This is a genomic window from Scytonema sp. PCC 10023, assembly GCF_963920835.1.
Lineage (GTDB): Bacteria > Cyanobacteriota > Cyanobacteriia > Cyanobacteriales > Nostocaceae > Kalymmatonema.
This window is the reverse complement of sequence record NZ_CAWUDP010000006.1, coordinates 127,191-143,789: the sequence shown is the minus strand read 5'-3', so window position 1 is coordinate 143,789 and position 16,599 is coordinate 127,191. Positions and strand designations below refer to the sequence as shown.

The window sequence follows — 16,599 nt, the reverse complement described above, 5'->3', positions numbered from 1 at the left end:
TCGTTAAAAGTTTGGGTTATATTCCGTGTAATTTCCCTAGCACCCTGGCAATCCTAGATAATTACAAACAAGTTGGAAATTACACTAAATACCAGGTAGCAAAATTCAGCCTGGTTACGTAGAACCGTGAAAGCTCTCCGCCCCGCTTTTTTGTACCAAATGCAGTGGCGGACATCCGAACAAAGGAACTCTAGCCCAAATTAATTCAGTCTCTGGGTAGGGTAGACGAACTTTAGTCATTTATAAGCGGAACTGCTCACGCCAGTAGCTGGCGAAACCCTCCAATTATATATGGTATGACTTGTGGATCATGAATCCTATAACATTTTTCAAGGGCGATTGCATTCATAATTCATCATTATTTTAATTACGGGGTGTGCGTCGGTTGCGGAGAAAATCCGGTATATCCAATCCTGGTTTTTCTTTAGGTTCCACAATAGGCGTTGGCGGGTTAACTGGTGGTGTCTGTGGTAATGGTCGTTTTGTTGATTGTTGAGGGACAACCCGTGGTTGATTGACGTTTTGCTGTGGTGCGGCTTGTGCTTCACCTGTAAATCCTGTGGCAATTACGGTCAGTCTGACCTCACCTTGCAGCCTATCATCAATCACCGCTCCAAAAATAATATTGGCGTTGGGATCAACAACTTCATAGATTGTTTCTGCTGCAGCGTTAACTTCATGCAGGGTAAGGTCACTACCACCAGTAATGTTAAAGACAACGCCTCTGGCTCCTTCAATCGAAGACTCTAGTAACGGCGAAGAAATGGCAGCGATCGCTGCTTCTCTGGCTCTTGATTTTCCTGAGCCAATACCGATCCCCATCAATGCTGATCCTGCATCTGCCATCACAGCTCGCACATCAGCAAAGTCAACGTTGATCAAACCAGGGATTGTGATGATATCGGAAATACCTTGTACCCCTTGACGCAGCACATCATCTGCATAGCGAAAAGCTTCTTGCATGGGTGTCTGCTCTGGGATCACTTCCAACAGCTTGTTGTTGGGGATGATGATCAGCGTATCTACCCGACTTTTTAGACCTTCAATGCCTTGCTCTGCTTGAGAGGTGCGGCGACGCCCCTCAAAGATAAATGGACGCGTGACCACGCCAACAGTCAGAGCGCCCATTTCTTTTGCGACTTCAGCAACAATCGGAGCGGCACCCGTACCAGTACCTCCTCCCATACCAGCGGTGATAAACACTAAGTCGGCACCCTCTAAAGCGGTGGCGATTTCGTCTCGTGATTCCTCAGCTGCCTTTTGACCAATAGCAGGATTGCCACCTGCTCCTAAACCCCGTGTCAACTTCTGTCCAATTTGTAGTCTCCTAGGAGCATCTGCCAGAGTCAAAGCTTGGGCGTCGGTGTTGATTGACCAAAACTCCACCCCAATCACATCAGAAGCAATCATGCGGTTAACAGCATTGCTACCGCCACCACCTACGCCAATTACTTTAATATTGGCGACTCGACCAGGAACAATGTCACCAATTCGACTTTCTTCACTGGAAATCTTCTTACTGTCATGATTTTGCCCGTAGTTTACCCCAGTATTATTAAAGGGATTGGTGGAGTTAATTGCCAGCGAGAACCCCTGCTGTCCGGGAGACTGGGAGTTTTTATAGGTAAGCCCTTGGTTATTATCAAGTGTCATCGGAGTTGCGAGCATGTAGATAAACGACTTTTTAAGGTGTTATTCACCTAGGAGTCAACTATAGTTTGACGCTGCCATCATCTATGGCATTTTTGTTTATTGTTCTTTCTACTTCCAACCCTTAGAGGATTGGAGGTGCGAAAGTCAGGTATAGGGTAAGCCCTGACGGCACCCAGTCCCACAGCTAATTCTAGTGAAGTATACCTATATTCACCTAAAATTGACCTGTGTAACTTCCACCAGACATTAATATCTTCACTGGTATTTTGCTGATTTGGTTCAGTACACCTTTGGTATTTCCAATAATATCTCCGTGTTTCTGCTATTGATTTCCAGCGGACATTGATTTTACGACTGGGGCTACTGGTTTTTTTTTGGCTATCCGCCCTGTATATAAATAATATATTTTGATACTTTTGTATCCTGAAAAAATACTTAAACCACTGATATGACCAATTTTTTCCTTTTTCAATACGGTTGCCTCGGAATAATTGTAAGTAATTTACTATACACAATTGTTGCAATCCAGAAATTCTGTACACAAAATTCTCAAATAACTGTATAACTTGTAAAGACGCGCCGAGGCGCGTCTCGTTTGTTATCAAGATTTCCTCAATAGGATTTACCATTTAAGACACAAAACACAAAATTTATCTTTGGCTTACCTTTTACTTACCTATACCTAAACTGGAAATCACCGAGAAATTGCGAGCTTAGGTAATAGAACACCCTTGTTGTTTTGCTGTTAGGTTGGCCTCAATAGGAGGGACGTGCAATCAACAGATTTGACCTTTGCTTTGCAATTCTCCTTCGGGCTAGTACCAATGTCTACGGGCTTTTAGAGGAATCTACAAAAACCAGCCTCTGATTGCGTTTGTTACAGTACCTTCACTCTCGTTGTTGCAGGTTTTACCTACGGGGATTCGCCTTGAGGATGTCTGATATATATGTGTACAATATGCAGTTGATTGCAGCACCAACCGTTCATCCTTACGGGAAGCCGTTGTAAACAGGGGTTTTCCTTGCATACAACACTGCTTTCTCCTTGTGAGTCAGCAGGGAATAAAAAGCTCATGAACTCAAGTTGGTAAGCTAATGCGCTCTGTGGAATACCAGGTACGCAATAGCCGTTTTCCAGCCCAGACGCCATCATCAGGTTGTCTAACATCTTGCACCCCATAATGAGATGTTAGGGTAACAACAAGCTTAGCTTTAACTTCCAATGAGAAGTTTTTATGATTATTCTTCCCATTGTAATTAGAAGTTAAGGCGGATTTTTACTTGGGTTACTGCAATATCAGAAAATACTATATTTATCAGCATAGAACTTCTTTATTAATTAAGTGTGTTTTAGACATCAAACACACCATTACTTTTTAGGGAGTTGAGGAGTTAAGCTCTTGTTCTTTTGGTTCATTTGTACTAAGGGAGACTCTGGATTTTTCAGATCAATGTACTCTACCTGATTAGGATTGAGTTGTGCGGGCAAATGGCGCATTTGTGCCATGACCTTAATTTTTTCAGCCAACAAGGAACTTGGAGCGCCAAGATGTATATTGCCCAGTTCTGTTTTCAAAATTAAATTTGTTGGGTCTTGGAAATCAATTTCCATGACGTTAACAGAACTCTGGATGAGAGCGTGATAAAGTTGATCCCAATAGGGGCGGTACTGCTCTGGCAAGCCAAAAACCTTGAGACTGGGCAATCTCAAGTTGGGATTGAGTGATGTGTATTTTTCTAGGGGTATCCAAACGCCACTTGCATCTAGTAACCCCACAGATACTTTTTTATGACCATTGTCAGTGTTTGGTTGCTCCCGGCGACTTTGGGCGATGGCTACAGGGACTCGTTCGTTAATCTGGACTATTAACCCAGGTGGAAACAAGCGACGACTGACGGTCGCTTCTGCTATTGTCGGTTGTTGTTTGAGAGATTCAGCGATTGCATAAGGTTCTATCCGCCATAAAGACTGAGGATAAGAAACCACGAGCAGTGACTCAATTGCCTCCCGAGAAAGTAAGCGATTACCTGAAATATCAATGTTTTTGGGAGTTGTTAGTACCCAAATCGGTTGGGTAGCCATCCACAGCAAACCTCCCGCCAATGAACTCACGGCAAAAGTTTGCCAAATAGTCTGAATAATTTTCATCTGCCGCTTTTGACGTAATTTTTTACGGCGACCTTCTAAATCTGCGCGGGAAATCGATACAATGCCAGCCATTCAAACCCTTCCACACTTTCAGTCCAAGTCGTTGTTGCGCTCGTACTATTATGTAATTTTAGTAAACCCTACGAAGCTTTGTAGACCTGCTCTTCAAAAGACTTTTTTCACTTTTACTAAAACTTTACAGCAGCCATATAAACCATCTCCCTGAATTGTACGGATAATGATATTTAACTAAGTATATGGGCGTTATTAAACATCACTTATTGGAGTCACGAATGGTAAATTGGGAATGGTTTATTTCTACTGCCTCCCTATTGCCAGCCCCTAGAAGTTAGCTTTGTTTGTGCCGACCAGCTTATTAGAGGCCCCTTAGAGTTTGTAGCGAAGCTTCTTAATTGAATGTAGGCTTTTGACTTTGTTATGGCAACCATTTCTTACTGAAAAAAACAACAAAAATTATTGACTAATTACTTTAAACATGGTATAGAATTTTTCATTGTCTGACTTACAAACAAATCAACACTCAAAAAACACAACAGAAATTAACAGACGAAGCAATTTTGCACCAAACCTCTGCCACAGGGTATTGAGTAGTTCTAAATTCTAAGTTCTCAGTGCTGCTCATAAAGGTTGTACACAGAAGCTGTCAAGGTAGAATTGCCATCTTAGTTGGTTTTATCAACCAATATTTTGTGTCCTTAAGGAAATCAACAAAAAATCTAGCTCCTAAATTGTGGAAATTGGTAATTTAGATGACCAATAACACGGATAAAATTTGTTGCTGATAATTGCAAAAATTAACGAAGGCATTTACACTAAGGTTTTTACAGCGCTTTCTTGTAAGGTGGGCATTGCTCACCACTATCTCAAATGTCCATTGCCCAAGCTTTTACGGGCAATGCCCACCCTACGATTTGTGGTCTAATCTTTTGAAGGGCGGTGTAATAAAATTTTTAAATAATAATATTACCATAATAAAATTGCTTAGCAAGTTGCTATAACAAACAACTGTCTAAGCATATGAGCAGGTAGAAAACAAAGGATTATACTTGCGATCTAAGTAAGAATCAATACGGTTCACTTAAGGCTATGCAGTACTTAGAACAAGGAAAACAGGAGGCTTCGTTATTGTCCCAGTACCTCTGTGTTTGACTTTTTCCCTTGCGAAATTTTGATACAGGCTTTTTCACAACCCTTGGATTTCTATAAACCTTTTTTCTGAATTTGCCAGATGGATAAATCCAACTCAAATATGACCCATCCTCTAAAGGTTTTTCGTGTAACAATTTAAAGTTGGCAGGAAGTCTACCTAAATAGTCACAGCGTTTACTTACTGTTGCTTGCACCATAGCGTAGGAATGTAAACCCCTGTCCCACATCAACAACATTCCTGATGTACTGGTCGTAGTTGGCGGGGCTATGCCCATCGCTTCTTGGGCGGGGACTTGTGCCAATGCCCAAAGGACACGCAAAGAGCGTGAGTCCCTGAGTCCTTACGGACACGCTGAGCGCAAAGCGCACGCTACGCGAACGCGAACGGGACACGCGCAAGGGACGCGCAAACAGCACACTGCCCTTACAGGCAATCATACCCTTTGTGATGGCATCACTAGCAAGCGTTAGAGATGGTTTTGGGGATTGGTTAGTCGTTTGTAGTCAAGAACAACTTACAAAAAACAACTAACAATTCCCATTTTCAAATCTAAAATCCACGCATTGGTACTACCAGCTCAACGAGCTATCGTTTTCCAAAACTTCACTGTTGTTTTCAACAGCTGCCTCTTGTTCCAAATTTGTTAAAAAGGCTTGCAGTCTCATACGTTCAATATAAGGCCACCCTCCCTCAGCTTCAATATCGCGAAGCAGTGAGTAGAGGGCTTGACGGTTATCGGGCAAACTCTGTTGAAAAGCCCCATCTCGGATCTCTCGGTGTAAGCGCTCTAACTGTCGCAGTAAGGCTAAAAGAGCCTTCGCATCCCCTAGACAATCTTGTTGTGCATTATATACCGCAGATGCGATCGCTTGCAGTTCACAAGACAATTTCGCAGACTCTAGCTTTTTGCCGTTGCTCATACCCCCCTATCCCTGTGAATCAGGTCTGATCAAATTTACTGGATATTTTTTGCTTTGACGTCTTACCAGTCAACCTTACGTTGAAAAGTTTAATTGATTTATTAGGTGTTGCTGTGACAAATTTATTTGCATATCTCAACAAAAAGTAGGTTTTTGCTTTGTGTTTAACTTTGGGGAGTAGCCTGGGGAGACAAAGACTCACTACCCTCATAGCGTCCCACTATTAATTATCCTACTGGCACGGCTATCCCACAGTCGTCCATGATAGAGCTTGGAATTGATTGAAAAATTTCGATTCCGACTATCCTGAATGCACTCATTTAAAGTAGCGACGCCACTAGTGAAGGCAGAGCAATGATTTCAGTCTCTGTATCTGTAGAAAAACTTGATACATTTTAAACATCTATGTTACCAATAAGTGTTAACCAAGAGTTAAGAACAGGTTAGAGACTCTAAGTATTGAGCGCTATGTAAAAACCACATGATTGTCAAATATTTTACATTAATTAGCCCTCATTCCTAGAGAACTACCTGTAGAGTAACAGTTGAAGTTCTTACGACTTACATAAAAAAGCTGTGACGCATGAGGCGTGCCTCTGAGGAACGCGAAATGCGATCCCGGCTTTGTTGGTCAATATCAGAACGCTTTGATTTTAAGTTAAAAAAAATCGTATGATCTGGCTGATGAGCGCTTTGATTTCCCCATAAAACAAGGGGCTGTATGTAAAACTGCTGGTTCTTTTACCACCTGATCGCCATGCATTGCAATAGCGTGCAGTGGACAGAGCAGGGTAGCTTGGGGTTTAAAGCTTCAGGCTCAAAAAAGCGACACGTTTAAAAACGTTTAGCTACAAGAAGTTTGAGCGGCGCTCCCGCTTATCAAAGCTTCGGTGCAGTTTTACTAGTTAAATATTAATTTTTGAGATTGAGGTTAACTATGAGGTTTCGCGCTTTAATTGTTGCACTCTTGGCTTTGTGCTTGGGGTTCCTAACTGCTTGTAGTGAAGGCCCATCATCGACGAGTACAGAATTCCTGACTTACGAGCAGATTAGAGGCACCGGCTTGGCTGTCAAATGCCCCGTATTGGCAGAAACAAGCCGTGGTTCCATCCCCATTGATAATAGCCAGTCCTACACCATAAAAGAACTGTGCATAGAACCTACCCAATTCTTTATCAAAGAAGAACCCGTTAATAAACGGCAACAAGCAGAATATGTTGCCGGTAAATTGTTGACTCGCCGCACCTACTCCTTGGATCAAATCATCGGCGATCTAAAGGTCAATCCAGATAATAGCCTCACCTTTGTGGAGAAAGATGGCTTTGACTTCCAAGCAATTACAGTCAAACTGCCTGGTGGTGAAAGCGTACCTTTCCTGTTTACCGTCAAAGGTTTGGTGGCTCAAACACAACCTGGCTTGACCAGCATTAACACCTCAACTGACTTTGAAGGTAGCTTCAAAGTCCCCTCGTATCGTGGTGCTTCCTTCCTCGATCCCAAAGGTCGCGGTGTTACCAGTGGGTATGATAACGCAGTGGCTCTTCCCGCCCAATCTGATGATGAAGAACTCAGACGTGCCAATGTCAAGCAAGCTGAAGTTCTCAAAGGTAAAATCTCTCTGCAAGTAGCGAAAGTAGATAACTCTACTGGCGAAATTGCAGGCACCTTCGAGAGCGAACAGCCCTCTGATACCGATTTAGGCGCTAAAGAGCCTGAGGAAGTCAAGGTTCGCGGTCTGTTCTATGCTCGTGTAGAACCGGCTCGTGTGTAGATTCTTCTAAAGACTGCAACTGACTGGCACTTAGAGCTTCTATTGCGTTTATGAGGTAACTTCTTACCTTCTGACAGGATATTTTCTGGAAGGAGGGTTTGGAGTTACCTCTGTCCGTATCTCGTTAAATGATAAGTAGATAGGTAGAAATAAACCGAACTATGTTAAGAAATGTAAAAGCCTCTAAAACCCTTACTAATGAACGGCAGGTGACGCCAGTCCGCTCAAGTCGGCAGAGCCGCCCACGCGGCTGGCTCCTTTATGCCGGGGAACCCTTTCGCCAGTTCCTCAACGGGGGGAACCCCCGCACCGGACTGGCTCACCACCGCACTGCCTCCCAATGACTAATGACTAAGGACTGCCGAAACTCGTTAACTTTATTTGTACCGACCTACTTAAAACTACTGACTCTATACGTAAGTGCAACAAGCGGCGTCTCGCCCTTTTCATTGCTGGTGTGAATATTTTGACTTTTTTAAATTTAGATTCTTAACTGGACTTTAGACTAAAGCAGGCGATCGCATAGGGATACCGATGCGTAGGAATGGGTATAAAAAATGAAGGAGATGCCTGTTGTTAAAACAAGCATTCCCCAATGGAAGATGAGAGAAGCACTACCAACTCACATCAACCACTATGGATGTTTTTGGCAGATTAAAGGCTTTCCGTCAAGCAGTGTATGACAATATGTGTCGAGCGCACGATGCAACGTTTGAACTAACAGATGCTGTAATGCTTACACGTAAAGCGTATTGTCTTGCTGATCTATCTCAATGCCCTATATTTCGACGTAAATGGTCAAGTATTTATGAGGCATTGCAGGATACAAGACCTCAACGGCAAAAGTTGATGAGACTTTACATAAAACAAATGCCGACATCTGGTCAAATTATACTAGCAGGAGACCATACAGCGCGTGAGCGAGACCAAACGCTGTAACGCTTAAAGACCGGACAATGGAACACCACGCTCATTGGTGGAGTAGCAGCAAACAAACCAATTACTTCGGGTCAAGGCTATAGTAGTATTGCTTGGATACCGGAAAGGGAAGGTAGTTGGGCTTTACCTTTGAGACACGAAAGAATTACTTCTTGGGAGAGTCCTATCAGTAAAGCTGTGTGGCAACTGCGACAAGTATGTAAGTTCTTGCCATCAAGACCAATTTCTTTATGGGATAGCGAGTATGGATGCGCCCCGTTTGTCTTAAAAACTGCTGGTATAAATGCAGATAAATTAATGCGTTTACGCTCAAACTTATGTTTGTGGAGCGCACCTCCAGTATATTCGGGTCGGGGAAGACCTCGCGTTCACGGTCACAAATTTAAACTCAATGACCCTGAAAGTTGGATTGATTCCGCTCAAACTATTGACGTAAATGACTCGAAATTAGGCTTGCTAAAAATTCGTGTATGGCATGATTTACCGAAGAAGAACGAAGGTGTCAGTCGTCATCCGTCAGAATGACTCCTGTACGACTGGCGATACGGTGAGGGTTTAAAGCCCCTGCTTTCAAGTATGGAGGAATAGAAATGCGGGGCGCATCGTATCTGAAACCCCCGGTACAGAGCGTGGGGTATTCTGACCAATGTATTCTGAATTCTGACTCCTTCTCATATTTTCGCTCATCTGCCAAACACCCAATGTCACTAGTACTGGTTGAGCGTTTCAAAGAAGATGGGCCAGCACGGGTCGCGCTCACCTTTATGGCTGGCATGGGTCGGAGAACAAATGCCAACCCTAGATGAAGTTTGGCGAGTTTACCTCAGACGTTTTGCTGTTGATCATTGGTATCGATTTCTCAAACAACGCCTGCATTGGACATTGCCTAAAATTGCCACGCCCAAACAGTGTGAGCGTTGGAGCGACCTAATGCCGATAATAACTTGGGAGTTGTGGTTAGCTCGTGATATTGTGTCAGACAATCCTCTGCCGTGGCAAAAATCAATTGACAAGCTAACTCCTGGAAGGGTTGCTCAGTCTATGGGAGGAGTTTTAGCGAGGATTGACACCCCGGCTAAAGCTCCAAAACCCCGTGGAAAATCTCCTGGCTGGGAAACTGGACAGCCACGCCAACGTAGAATCACATATCCTATTGTCAGAAAACGTACTTCTAAACCCCGTAAGCAGGCGGCGAAATCTGCTTAGTTTATCTCTTTTCATATTTTCTGATTTAAATTTCTTTAACTCAGCATCGCTGGGTCATTTTCCATGCCTTAGTCTAAACTCCAGTCTTAATGAAAACATAAGTATTTGTAAAAGATTTAATATTAAGTGTTTTCCCTGATATTATCGATTCCTAATTCAGCTAGATAGTTTCTATTTTCCGTCTATCTCTACTAAGTCCACTGCTGGATTAACGACTCTAATTCAGTAGAATTGCGGTTTTTAATTTAGTAATAAAGTTTTTATTTTATTTTTATATAGTTTTGAAAAACTACAGAACACACCAAAAACTTAACTAAAAAACAAGAAAACCACCTCAAATTTAAATTACACTGCATTGGCAATCCGGTTGTGGTAGGTATTTTCAGCACAAAATTTTTTATCTGCCATAGGAGCTTCTTAGTTATATAGGGCGATGTGATCTCCGCTTTCCGCGGTATCTGGCGCAAGTCCGCTACCTTGCACAAAGGCGTGCAGAGGGCGTTTGCGTGTTTGTTGCCCGTAAAAGTGCTGCGTTCACCATCTAACGGGTACGCTGCAAAAATCTGACTTATAAGTACAATTGCAGTTTGGTTTAAAAGTGAGTATTTATCTGTTTATTCGACCTTATTTGGTCTAGAAATACGGTGCTATGACAACCACACTTACCAATGAACTGAAGCATGAGATTTGGCAGTTGTTGCGAGAATATCAGCAATTTCGCGCAGCTGATGTTCGCAACCAACTGGTGAAACTGAATTTTGGACTTGTGAGAAAAGAAGCTCACTACTGGATCAATCAATGCCAAGAAAGCTATGAGGACTTGCTCCAAGTAGGTTGTTTGGGTTTGATTTTAGCTATAGAAAGATTTGATATTTCCAAGGGACATGCTTTTAGTTCCTTTGCCATTCCCTATATTCGCGGTGAAATTCAACACTATCTTCGAGATAAAGGAGTCACCGTGCGAATTCCCCGACGCTGGTTAGCGCTGCAACAGCAAGCAATCTTGGTTACGCGTTGTTTACGGGAAAAATACAATCGCCAACCTACTGACTCTGAGTTAGCAGCAGCATTGGAAATTTCCCCAGGAGAATGGCAGGAAATTAAATTAGCATGGGCTAACCGCGCTCCTTTAAGCCTCGATGTCCCAGTGCAGAATGGAGATGAAGACGCAACTTTACTGGGAGAACTCGTTCCGGATAACCGCTACCGCAGCTTTCAACTGGCACAAGAAGACCGAATTCGCCTCCAACAAGCATTGGTGCAGTTAGAACAACGCACCCGCGAAGTCTTGGAATTTGTGTTTTTGCATGATTTGACGCAAAAACAAGTGGCAGAACGCCTTGGTATAAGTGTAGTCACGGTTTCTCGTAGGATCAAGAAAGGGCTAGGCTTGCTGAAACACTTAATGTGTATGGCAGAGGATTAACGGCAAAACTTAGTCATCCGCAATCTAACTAAAAACTAGAGTATTTAAAATAACCTTGGCAATGCGGAAAGTTAGGTTATAAAGGTATGGAACTTCGTTTAGTATCTAAATTTCAAGCATATTGACTTGGACAAGCAAATTTTTATATGGCTTTTGAGAACAGCTCATGGGCAGAAATTCAAAAATTGCAATAGCTACTATCCTGGCTTTGGCGATCGCCTCGTGTTCCTCACAAGGTGATGAATCTAGTCATCCTACATCTACTAACACGCCACCAGCGACTCAAAAAGCAGCAAATCACCGGTTTAATAACCCAGTCGTATCTGCCAATCAAAAAGCAGCAAATCACCGGTTTAATAACCCAGTCGTATCTGCCAAACAGACTCCACCAGTTATTACAACTCCTGCTAACTTGATTCAACCAACGAATGCTATACAACGGGTAGGGATCGTCTCAAAAGGTCGGAAAGACCCGTTTGCACAAATTGTGGAACCTTATTCGATTAAAGTAACGAATACGCCTGTAGTGGTAAAACCCGTTTCTAAGTTACTACCAGCAGCTAAGAGTAAACGGCAAAGCAATGTGATAGCTACTAGAACCAAAAACCCTTTAAATCAAAAGAAGCACAGAATCAACAAAACAGCCATTGGGCAAAACGCTGCGCCCCAAAGGGTGATTGGGCAAGCAACAGGGCCGCAAGCAGCAGTGGCAAAGCCAATCGGGCATTCGCGTCGCTTGCGTACCGTGAGCACCGCGCCCCAAAAGGTGATGCTCCCGGAGAACGCCGCGCCAAGGGCGAGCGCATCTGTTAAAGTCAATTCCAAACGTGCTGTTACTCCTGTGCTACCTAAAGTCTTACCCCAAGTTATCCCCAACCCTGCTTTAGCATCTGTATTACCACCACCACAACCAGAGTTAGCCAGAGCAGTTTTTGTTTCTGGTGTGGTTCTCATTGGGAAAGAACCGCAAGCAATTATCAAAGTACCGAATGAGCCAACAAGCCGGTATGTGCAAGCAGGACAGCGGCTAGCAAATGGAGTGCTGATTAAACGTATTGAGATTAATGAAAGCTCCGAACCGAGCGTAATTCTGGAACAATATGGTATTGAAGTTGCCAGAATGGTCGGGGAAGGAATTGCTACCCAAACGCCACCAACTGCTGCTTCTGGGGAAAATCCTGTTTCTTTGACAGAACCACCCCAAAACCCTGTTCCAGGCGGAGCTACTTAAAGATGGAGACAAGAGAAAAAATTGAATTTGCTGGTTTACCTTTAGCAGTCTATCGAGAGATAGCAGCTCATTTACGTCAAGTGGAAGGAGTAGAAGTTCGTTTAATTCCCCAAACCTCCCAAGAGTTTGACTACAATCAAAGCCAAATCAATGGCTTGTGGATTGAGTACACTCCAAACTCTGGCGCTCAAAGTCGGCAACGGGTGCAGCAAATCTTGACTTACTATGGCAGTCGCTACGTTGCTTGACGAATTTTCTCAAGAAATTTAAGTAAATATGCCTATATTTAAGAATTTTTGGGTTGAGGTTTCTCCACCCAACAATTCGATTTTTTTGTTGAGGAAATGCGCTCTACTAGTGTAGAAGTAAAAAACAACGCAAGATAACTCAACTGTCAATGACTTCAATATATCTTAATATATTCAATGCGTATATTTTTTTCAGGAATTTAAAAAACCTAGGGAATACGGATATGATAGTTAATATAATCACATATAAAGAAGATATATAAAGAAATTGTCTTGGCTGAAACTTCTACAACAGTTACACCTGGTCAGAATCTTAACCCTTCACAAAAAATAGGCTTAGAGTTAGTCTCCCGTTTGGATCGAGGACGAGATGTTGTCTTGGCAATTGATTTGACGGAAAGCGTTGGACTGAATGATGAGGGTCGTATTCGCTTACGTCAGATTGTTGAAGATAGCCTGAAACCGGGAGATTCAGTTTACGTTGTTCCTTTCGCCCGAGATGTAGCTTTAGGGGAAGTTATACCTGGTGTAAATCCATTAGGAATACCCATCCAGCTTACCAGTAAAAGTAAAGAAAATATTGATAAAGTTTTAGAAAAGATACCTTTTGTATCTGATCCAAATCGATACGGTGCAGATATTCAAAGAGCCGAGTTAAGTATTTATCAAGGCATTGCTCAAATCAATCAAAATCGCCTGCGGCAAAATCAATCAATCAAGCCACAATCAATTGTTTGGGTTACTGATGCACCTTTACTTACTCAACCAGGAATTACCTCACAAGTGTGGGTTGAAACTCCTGCTGATAGTCCTTTTCGGATAGCAAACTCTTCAGAAAGTCAACGGCGACAGGCTTGGATAAAAGGTTTGCCAATTAGTAAGCGATCGCAGTCAATCACAACCAAAGACAATAAAGAATATAAACTCACTGTATGACCATATTGGTATTTGGTTTCCCCCACAATTACTAAGAAATATTAAAGCAGTGGAAGAAGGCGCAAAAGGCATTAGACCGGTAGGAAGACTAGCATTTTTCCACAATTATCAAAAAATTAAAACAGCAATAGAAACAGCAGAAAAACGCACAAGAGGACATGATTCTGTATTGCTAAAAGCTGGTTTAAGAGTCGAACCAGGACTGAATATTTTTGTCGTGGGTTCTCTTTGTGGCGGTACAGGAAGCGGAATGTTTTTGGACGTTGCTTATAGTCTCAGACATCTTTATGGAAGTCAAAGCGCTCAAATTGTCGGCTATTTAGTGATTAGTCCAGAATTGTATGGCAACACTCCCAGTATGAGCGCCAATACTTACGCCGCTCTCAAAGAATTAAATTATTACAGCACTTCCGGCACAAAATTTGAAGCTTGTTATGATATTCAAAATTTAGTGTATGTTCAGGAACGGCGTCCGCCATTTGACCACGCTTATTTGGTTTCCAGTCAAACGAGAGGCGAATATCAAATCCTGGCGCAAGGGAAGCTGTGTAACGTTATTGCTCATAAGATTGCTCTGGACTTTTCGGGTGAATTAGCACCAGTCGTTAAAGGTAACAGGGATAATTTTTTGCAACACATGATTCAGTCGGATAAGCACCCACGTCAGAATGCCCAGCGTTATTTAACATTTGGACTGGCGGCGATTTATTTCCCCCGCGATACGATAGTACAAATCGCCTTAACTCGCGTCAGTTTAGAACTGGTAAAATTCTGGTTAAACGGCGAAGGTCAAAGTCCAGATCCCCTCAGCTTACTTGAGCAATTCCTCATTCAATACCGTTGGCACAGCGACTTGGCGAAAAAGGACGGCATAACTACCAAACTTGCGGAGTCTGTCCAAGAATCTAACAAGAATTTTAGTAATACAATCTCCACTTGGAGAAATAAATTAGAACGGTTAATTTCCGACTGCCAAAACAGGGATGACCGTAATGGAATTCGTCAACAGTTGCCTAGGGAGTTTCGCGAGCAATTCCGCAAAATCCAACCAGGTGAGACTGAGAGTAGCAGGGGAATTTGGCTGACAAGACTGCAACAGATTTGTCCAAGTATCATCAAAGAACTTAAGTCAAATATTGACGATTTTCTGCTCAGGTTACTCAGTCCTAGTGAACCACATTTTTCGATAAAAAGCACCCGCGACTGGCTAGATGCTTTGCAACATGAACTGAATAACTATCAATGGAATCTCCAGGAGGAAATTAGCAATTTTGGCGGAATGAAACGCTTGGAAGATTTAGAGAAGAAATGGCGGGATGCTGAACAAATCATTGAGGACATTGAGCAGAAACCTGGTATTCCTCTACTCAATACAAAGAATAACCAAGTGCAAGCTGAAGCGAAAAGGGTGGTACGGGAAGTTTGTGATCTGAGCAAGCATAACTTTGATTTGGTAGTCTTTCAGGAAGCGCTACAAATTGTCACAACTTTGCAAAAGCATATTCAAGAAAGAGCAACTCAAGTCGCTGCTTTTAGTGCAAGCGTAGAGATTTTGCAAAGCGCCTATGAGAAACAGGAACGAAACCTTAGACAACTGAATTTTGATGAAATGAGCGGTGAGGCAATATTTGATAGTGAAGATATTGACCGCTGTTACCAAATTATTTTGGCAGAAAATGATGTGCGCCGCCAGTTAGTGTTAGTGAGTTCAGCAATTACAGAACCAACTGGTCGGGGACAATCTTTGGCAATTTTTATCGACAGGGAACGCACGACTCCATACCAGTTGCAAAAAGAGGTTGATGTCAAGGTTGACAGCTTATTTGCTTCTCGCGGTAGCAATATTGTCAACTCTGTGATTAAGCGCTTCATGCAAAACTACTCAATTTCAGCACGTTCAACGCGCTTAGCACAAATTATGCAGGAAGCTGAACCCCTGTTGCATCTTAATTTGAGTGACCCCTACTTCCATGATGACCCTGCTAAACATAGTAAATTAATAGGATTTAAGGATACAGATGAGTTAGAAGTACAACAATTTAAAAGTTTGCTGGGAAAGGATTTGGGAATTACTACAGATAAATTTAAACCGACTCAAGCTGACGACGAAATTTTAATTGTGAATGAGTACGCTGGGTTTCCTCTAAGACTGATAGCCAATTTAGAAAGGATGAGGAACCCTTACATTCGCGACCAGAATTCCGCTACATCTTTTCTCCACAATGACTATCGCGCTTCTTTTCCTGACATCATCCCTCCTGATGCAAGAAAAATGGAAGAATTGGAAGATATTTTTTATCCTTGTTTAGCGTTGGGGTTATTGGAGAAAAACCAGGAAAATCACGAATTGGAATTTCAATATTATGATGCATTGCAAGACAATTATTACACTGCTTCTCTAAACCCAGAGTGGAGTCAAGCTTTGGAGGAACTTGTAAACAACCGTGGAATGACTGAAACTTTAAAGAAACTTTTGGATATGGCGATCGCAAAAATTGCCAGCAACCCAGATCTCTGGCAAAATGACTATTTACCCAAACTGCGGCAATTTGTCGAACAAATTAAAAACTTACCAGAAGACAGTCCCAATTATCCCTACAAAGCCGCATTATACTCACCTCCAGGAAGCACTGACCCTATAGCTAAAGAGGGAATTATCAATCGCTTTTGGAGAAAGATGGATGAGCGATTTCAAACCAGCCTACAGCAAAATTTGCCTTCACCCACAAATCTAGTAAATCAGAAAGTTATTCCTGGGGAGATACTCGTAGATTCTCCTGTAGATTCTCATGACAACAGAGCAAAACGGCGCTTAGAATTGGAGCGGCTACAACAAGATTTAGGTGATGGTTCTCTAACTGAAGAAGAGTATGATCGCGAGCGTCAAAAAATATTTCAAAAATACCCTCTATGACATTATTGTTCTCTCGTTTCTTGGCTGAGCTAGTT

13 protein-coding genes and 3 pseudogenes are annotated in these 16,599 nt (G+C 42.5%); 11 read left to right on the top strand and 5 right to left on the bottom strand.

The window, feature by feature from the left end:
- Window positions 1-363: 363 nt before the first annotated feature.
- From ftsZ to ACM0OZ_RS06035, 4 genes and pseudogenes are all read right to left on the bottom strand, one after another.
- The gene (gene ftsZ, locus ACM0OZ_RS06050; protein WP_414581895.1) at window positions 364-1,653 is read right to left on the bottom strand and encodes a cell division protein FtsZ; all 1,290 of its coding nucleotides are present in this window, start codon (window positions 1,651-1,653) and stop codon (window positions 364-366) included.
- A 913-nt stretch (window positions 1,654-2,566) separates the two neighbouring features.
- Window positions 2,567-2,821 carry a hypothetical protein gene (locus ACM0OZ_RS06045; RefSeq protein ID WP_414581894.1) on the bottom strand — a complete coding sequence of 85 codons (255 nt, stop codon included), beginning with the start codon at window positions 2,819-2,821 and terminating at the stop codon, window positions 2,567-2,569.
- A gap of 201 nt (window positions 2,822-3,022) precedes the next feature.
- A complete protein-coding gene (locus tag ACM0OZ_RS06040; protein ID WP_414581893.1) occupies window positions 3,023-3,874 on the bottom strand; it encodes a cell division protein FtsQ/DivIB in 852 nt (283 codons plus the stop codon).
- Window positions 3,875-5,031: 1,157 nt separating this feature from the next.
- A pseudogene (locus ACM0OZ_RS06035) lies at window positions 5,032-5,217 on the bottom strand (IS4 family transposase); the annotation flags it as partial.
- Between the two features lie 22 nt (window positions 5,218-5,239).
- On the opposite strand from ACM0OZ_RS06035, the gene ACM0OZ_RS06030 reads away from it, so the two are divergent.
- Window positions 5,240-5,443 carry a hypothetical protein gene (locus ACM0OZ_RS06030; protein WP_414581927.1) on the top strand — a complete coding sequence of 68 codons (204 nt, stop codon included), beginning with the start codon at window positions 5,240-5,242 and terminating at the stop codon, window positions 5,441-5,443.
- 99 nt (window positions 5,444-5,542) lie between these two features.
- On the opposite strand, the gene ACM0OZ_RS06025 is transcribed toward ACM0OZ_RS06030, so the two are convergent.
- Complete coding sequence (locus ACM0OZ_RS06025; RefSeq protein ID WP_073634240.1) at window positions 5,543-5,893, bottom strand: hypothetical protein; 351 nt, start codon at window positions 5,891-5,893, stop codon at window positions 5,543-5,545.
- 937 nt (window positions 5,894-6,830) lie between these two features.
- Between ACM0OZ_RS06025 and ACM0OZ_RS06020 the strand changes: the two genes are divergently transcribed.
- The 10 genes and pseudogenes from ACM0OZ_RS06020 to ACM0OZ_RS05975 form a co-directional block, all read left to right on the top strand.
- A complete protein-coding gene (locus ACM0OZ_RS06020; RefSeq protein WP_414581892.1) occupies window positions 6,831-7,664 on the top strand; it encodes a photosystem II manganese-stabilizing polypeptide in 834 nt (277 codons plus the stop codon).
- A gap of 161 nt (window positions 7,665-7,825) precedes the next feature.
- Window positions 7,826-8,008 carry a hypothetical protein gene (locus ACM0OZ_RS06015; protein ID WP_414581215.1) on the top strand — a complete coding sequence of 61 codons (183 nt, stop codon included), beginning with the start codon at window positions 7,826-7,828 and terminating at the stop codon, window positions 8,006-8,008.
- A gap of 292 nt (window positions 8,009-8,300) precedes the next feature.
- Entirely contained in the window at window positions 8,301-8,603 is a 303-nt protein-coding gene (locus ACM0OZ_RS06010) for a hypothetical protein (protein ID WP_414581891.1), read from the top strand.
- A 129-nt stretch (window positions 8,604-8,732) separates the two neighbouring features.
- Complete coding sequence (locus ACM0OZ_RS06005; protein ID WP_414581890.1) at window positions 8,733-9,128, top strand: transposase; 396 nt, start codon at window positions 8,733-8,735, stop codon at window positions 9,126-9,128.
- 210 nt (window positions 9,129-9,338) lie between these two features.
- Window positions 9,339-9,809 (top strand): hypothetical protein, encoded by a 471-nt coding sequence (locus ACM0OZ_RS06000; RefSeq protein WP_414581889.1) that lies wholly within the window; start codon window positions 9,339-9,341, stop codon window positions 9,807-9,809.
- A gap of 649 nt (window positions 9,810-10,458) precedes the next feature.
- Window positions 10,459-11,235 carry an RNA polymerase sigma factor SigF gene (locus ACM0OZ_RS05995; protein ID WP_414581888.1) on the top strand — a complete coding sequence of 259 codons (777 nt, stop codon included), beginning with the start codon at window positions 10,459-10,461 and terminating at the stop codon, window positions 11,233-11,235.
- 166 nt (window positions 11,236-11,401) lie between these two features.
- Window positions 11,402-12,466, top strand: coding sequence for a hypothetical protein (locus tag ACM0OZ_RS05990; RefSeq protein WP_414581887.1), 1,065 nt, complete (start codon window positions 11,402-11,404; stop codon window positions 12,464-12,466).
- 2 nt (window positions 12,467-12,468) lie between these two features.
- Window positions 12,469-12,714, top strand: a complete 246-nt coding sequence (locus ACM0OZ_RS05985) for a hypothetical protein (RefSeq protein ID WP_414581886.1) — start codon at window positions 12,469-12,471, stop codon at window positions 12,712-12,714.
- Window positions 12,715-12,987: 273 nt separating this feature from the next.
- Window positions 12,988-13,647, top strand: a pseudogene (locus ACM0OZ_RS05980) (VWA domain-containing protein); the annotation flags it as partial.
- Window positions 13,646-16,564: pseudogene (locus ACM0OZ_RS05975) on the top strand (tubulin-like doman-containing protein); the annotation flags it as partial. The pseudogenes ACM0OZ_RS05980 and ACM0OZ_RS05975, both read left to right, overlap by 2 nt.
- Between the last annotated feature and the right edge of the window lie 35 nt (window positions 16,565-16,599).

What these genes read in the sequence shown, in the direction of transcription:
- ACM0OZ_RS05995 (WP_414581888.1), top strand. Translation starts at nt 10,459, where the DNA reads ATGACAACCACACTTACCAATGAACTGAAGCATGAGATTTGGCAGTTG.
- ACM0OZ_RS06040 (WP_414581893.1), bottom strand. Translation starts at nt 3,874, where the DNA reads ATGGCTGGCATTGTATCGATTTCCCGCGCAGATTTAGAAGGTCGCCGT.
- ACM0OZ_RS06010 (WP_414581891.1), top strand. Translation starts at nt 8,301, where the DNA reads ATGGATGTTTTTGGCAGATTAAAGGCTTTCCGTCAAGCAGTGTATGAC.
- ACM0OZ_RS06015 (WP_414581215.1), top strand. Translation starts at nt 7,826, where the DNA reads ATGTTAAGAAATGTAAAAGCCTCTAAAACCCTTACTAATGAACGGCAG.
- ACM0OZ_RS06025 (WP_073634240.1), bottom strand. Translation starts at nt 5,893, where the DNA reads ATGAGCAACGGCAAAAAGCTAGAGTCTGCGAAATTGTCTTGTGAACTG.
- ACM0OZ_RS05985 (WP_414581886.1), top strand. Translation starts at nt 12,469, where the DNA reads ATGGAGACAAGAGAAAAAATTGAATTTGCTGGTTTACCTTTAGCAGTC.
- ftsZ (WP_414581895.1), bottom strand. Translation starts at nt 1,653, where the DNA reads ATGACACTTGATAATAACCAAGGGCTTACCTATAAAAACTCCCAGTCT.
- ACM0OZ_RS06000 (WP_414581889.1), top strand. Translation starts at nt 9,339, where the DNA reads ATGGGCCAGCACGGGTCGCGCTCACCTTTATGGCTGGCATGGGTCGGA.
- ACM0OZ_RS06045 (WP_414581894.1), bottom strand. Translation starts at nt 2,821, where the DNA reads ATGTTAGACAACCTGATGATGGCGTCTGGGCTGGAAAACGGCTATTGC.
- ACM0OZ_RS05990 (WP_414581887.1), top strand. Translation starts at nt 11,402, where the DNA reads ATGGGCAGAAATTCAAAAATTGCAATAGCTACTATCCTGGCTTTGGCG.
- ACM0OZ_RS06030 (WP_414581927.1), top strand. Translation starts at nt 5,240, where the DNA reads ATGCCCATCGCTTCTTGGGCGGGGACTTGTGCCAATGCCCAAAGGACA.
- ACM0OZ_RS06020 (WP_414581892.1), top strand. Translation starts at nt 6,831, where the DNA reads ATGAGGTTTCGCGCTTTAATTGTTGCACTCTTGGCTTTGTGCTTGGGG.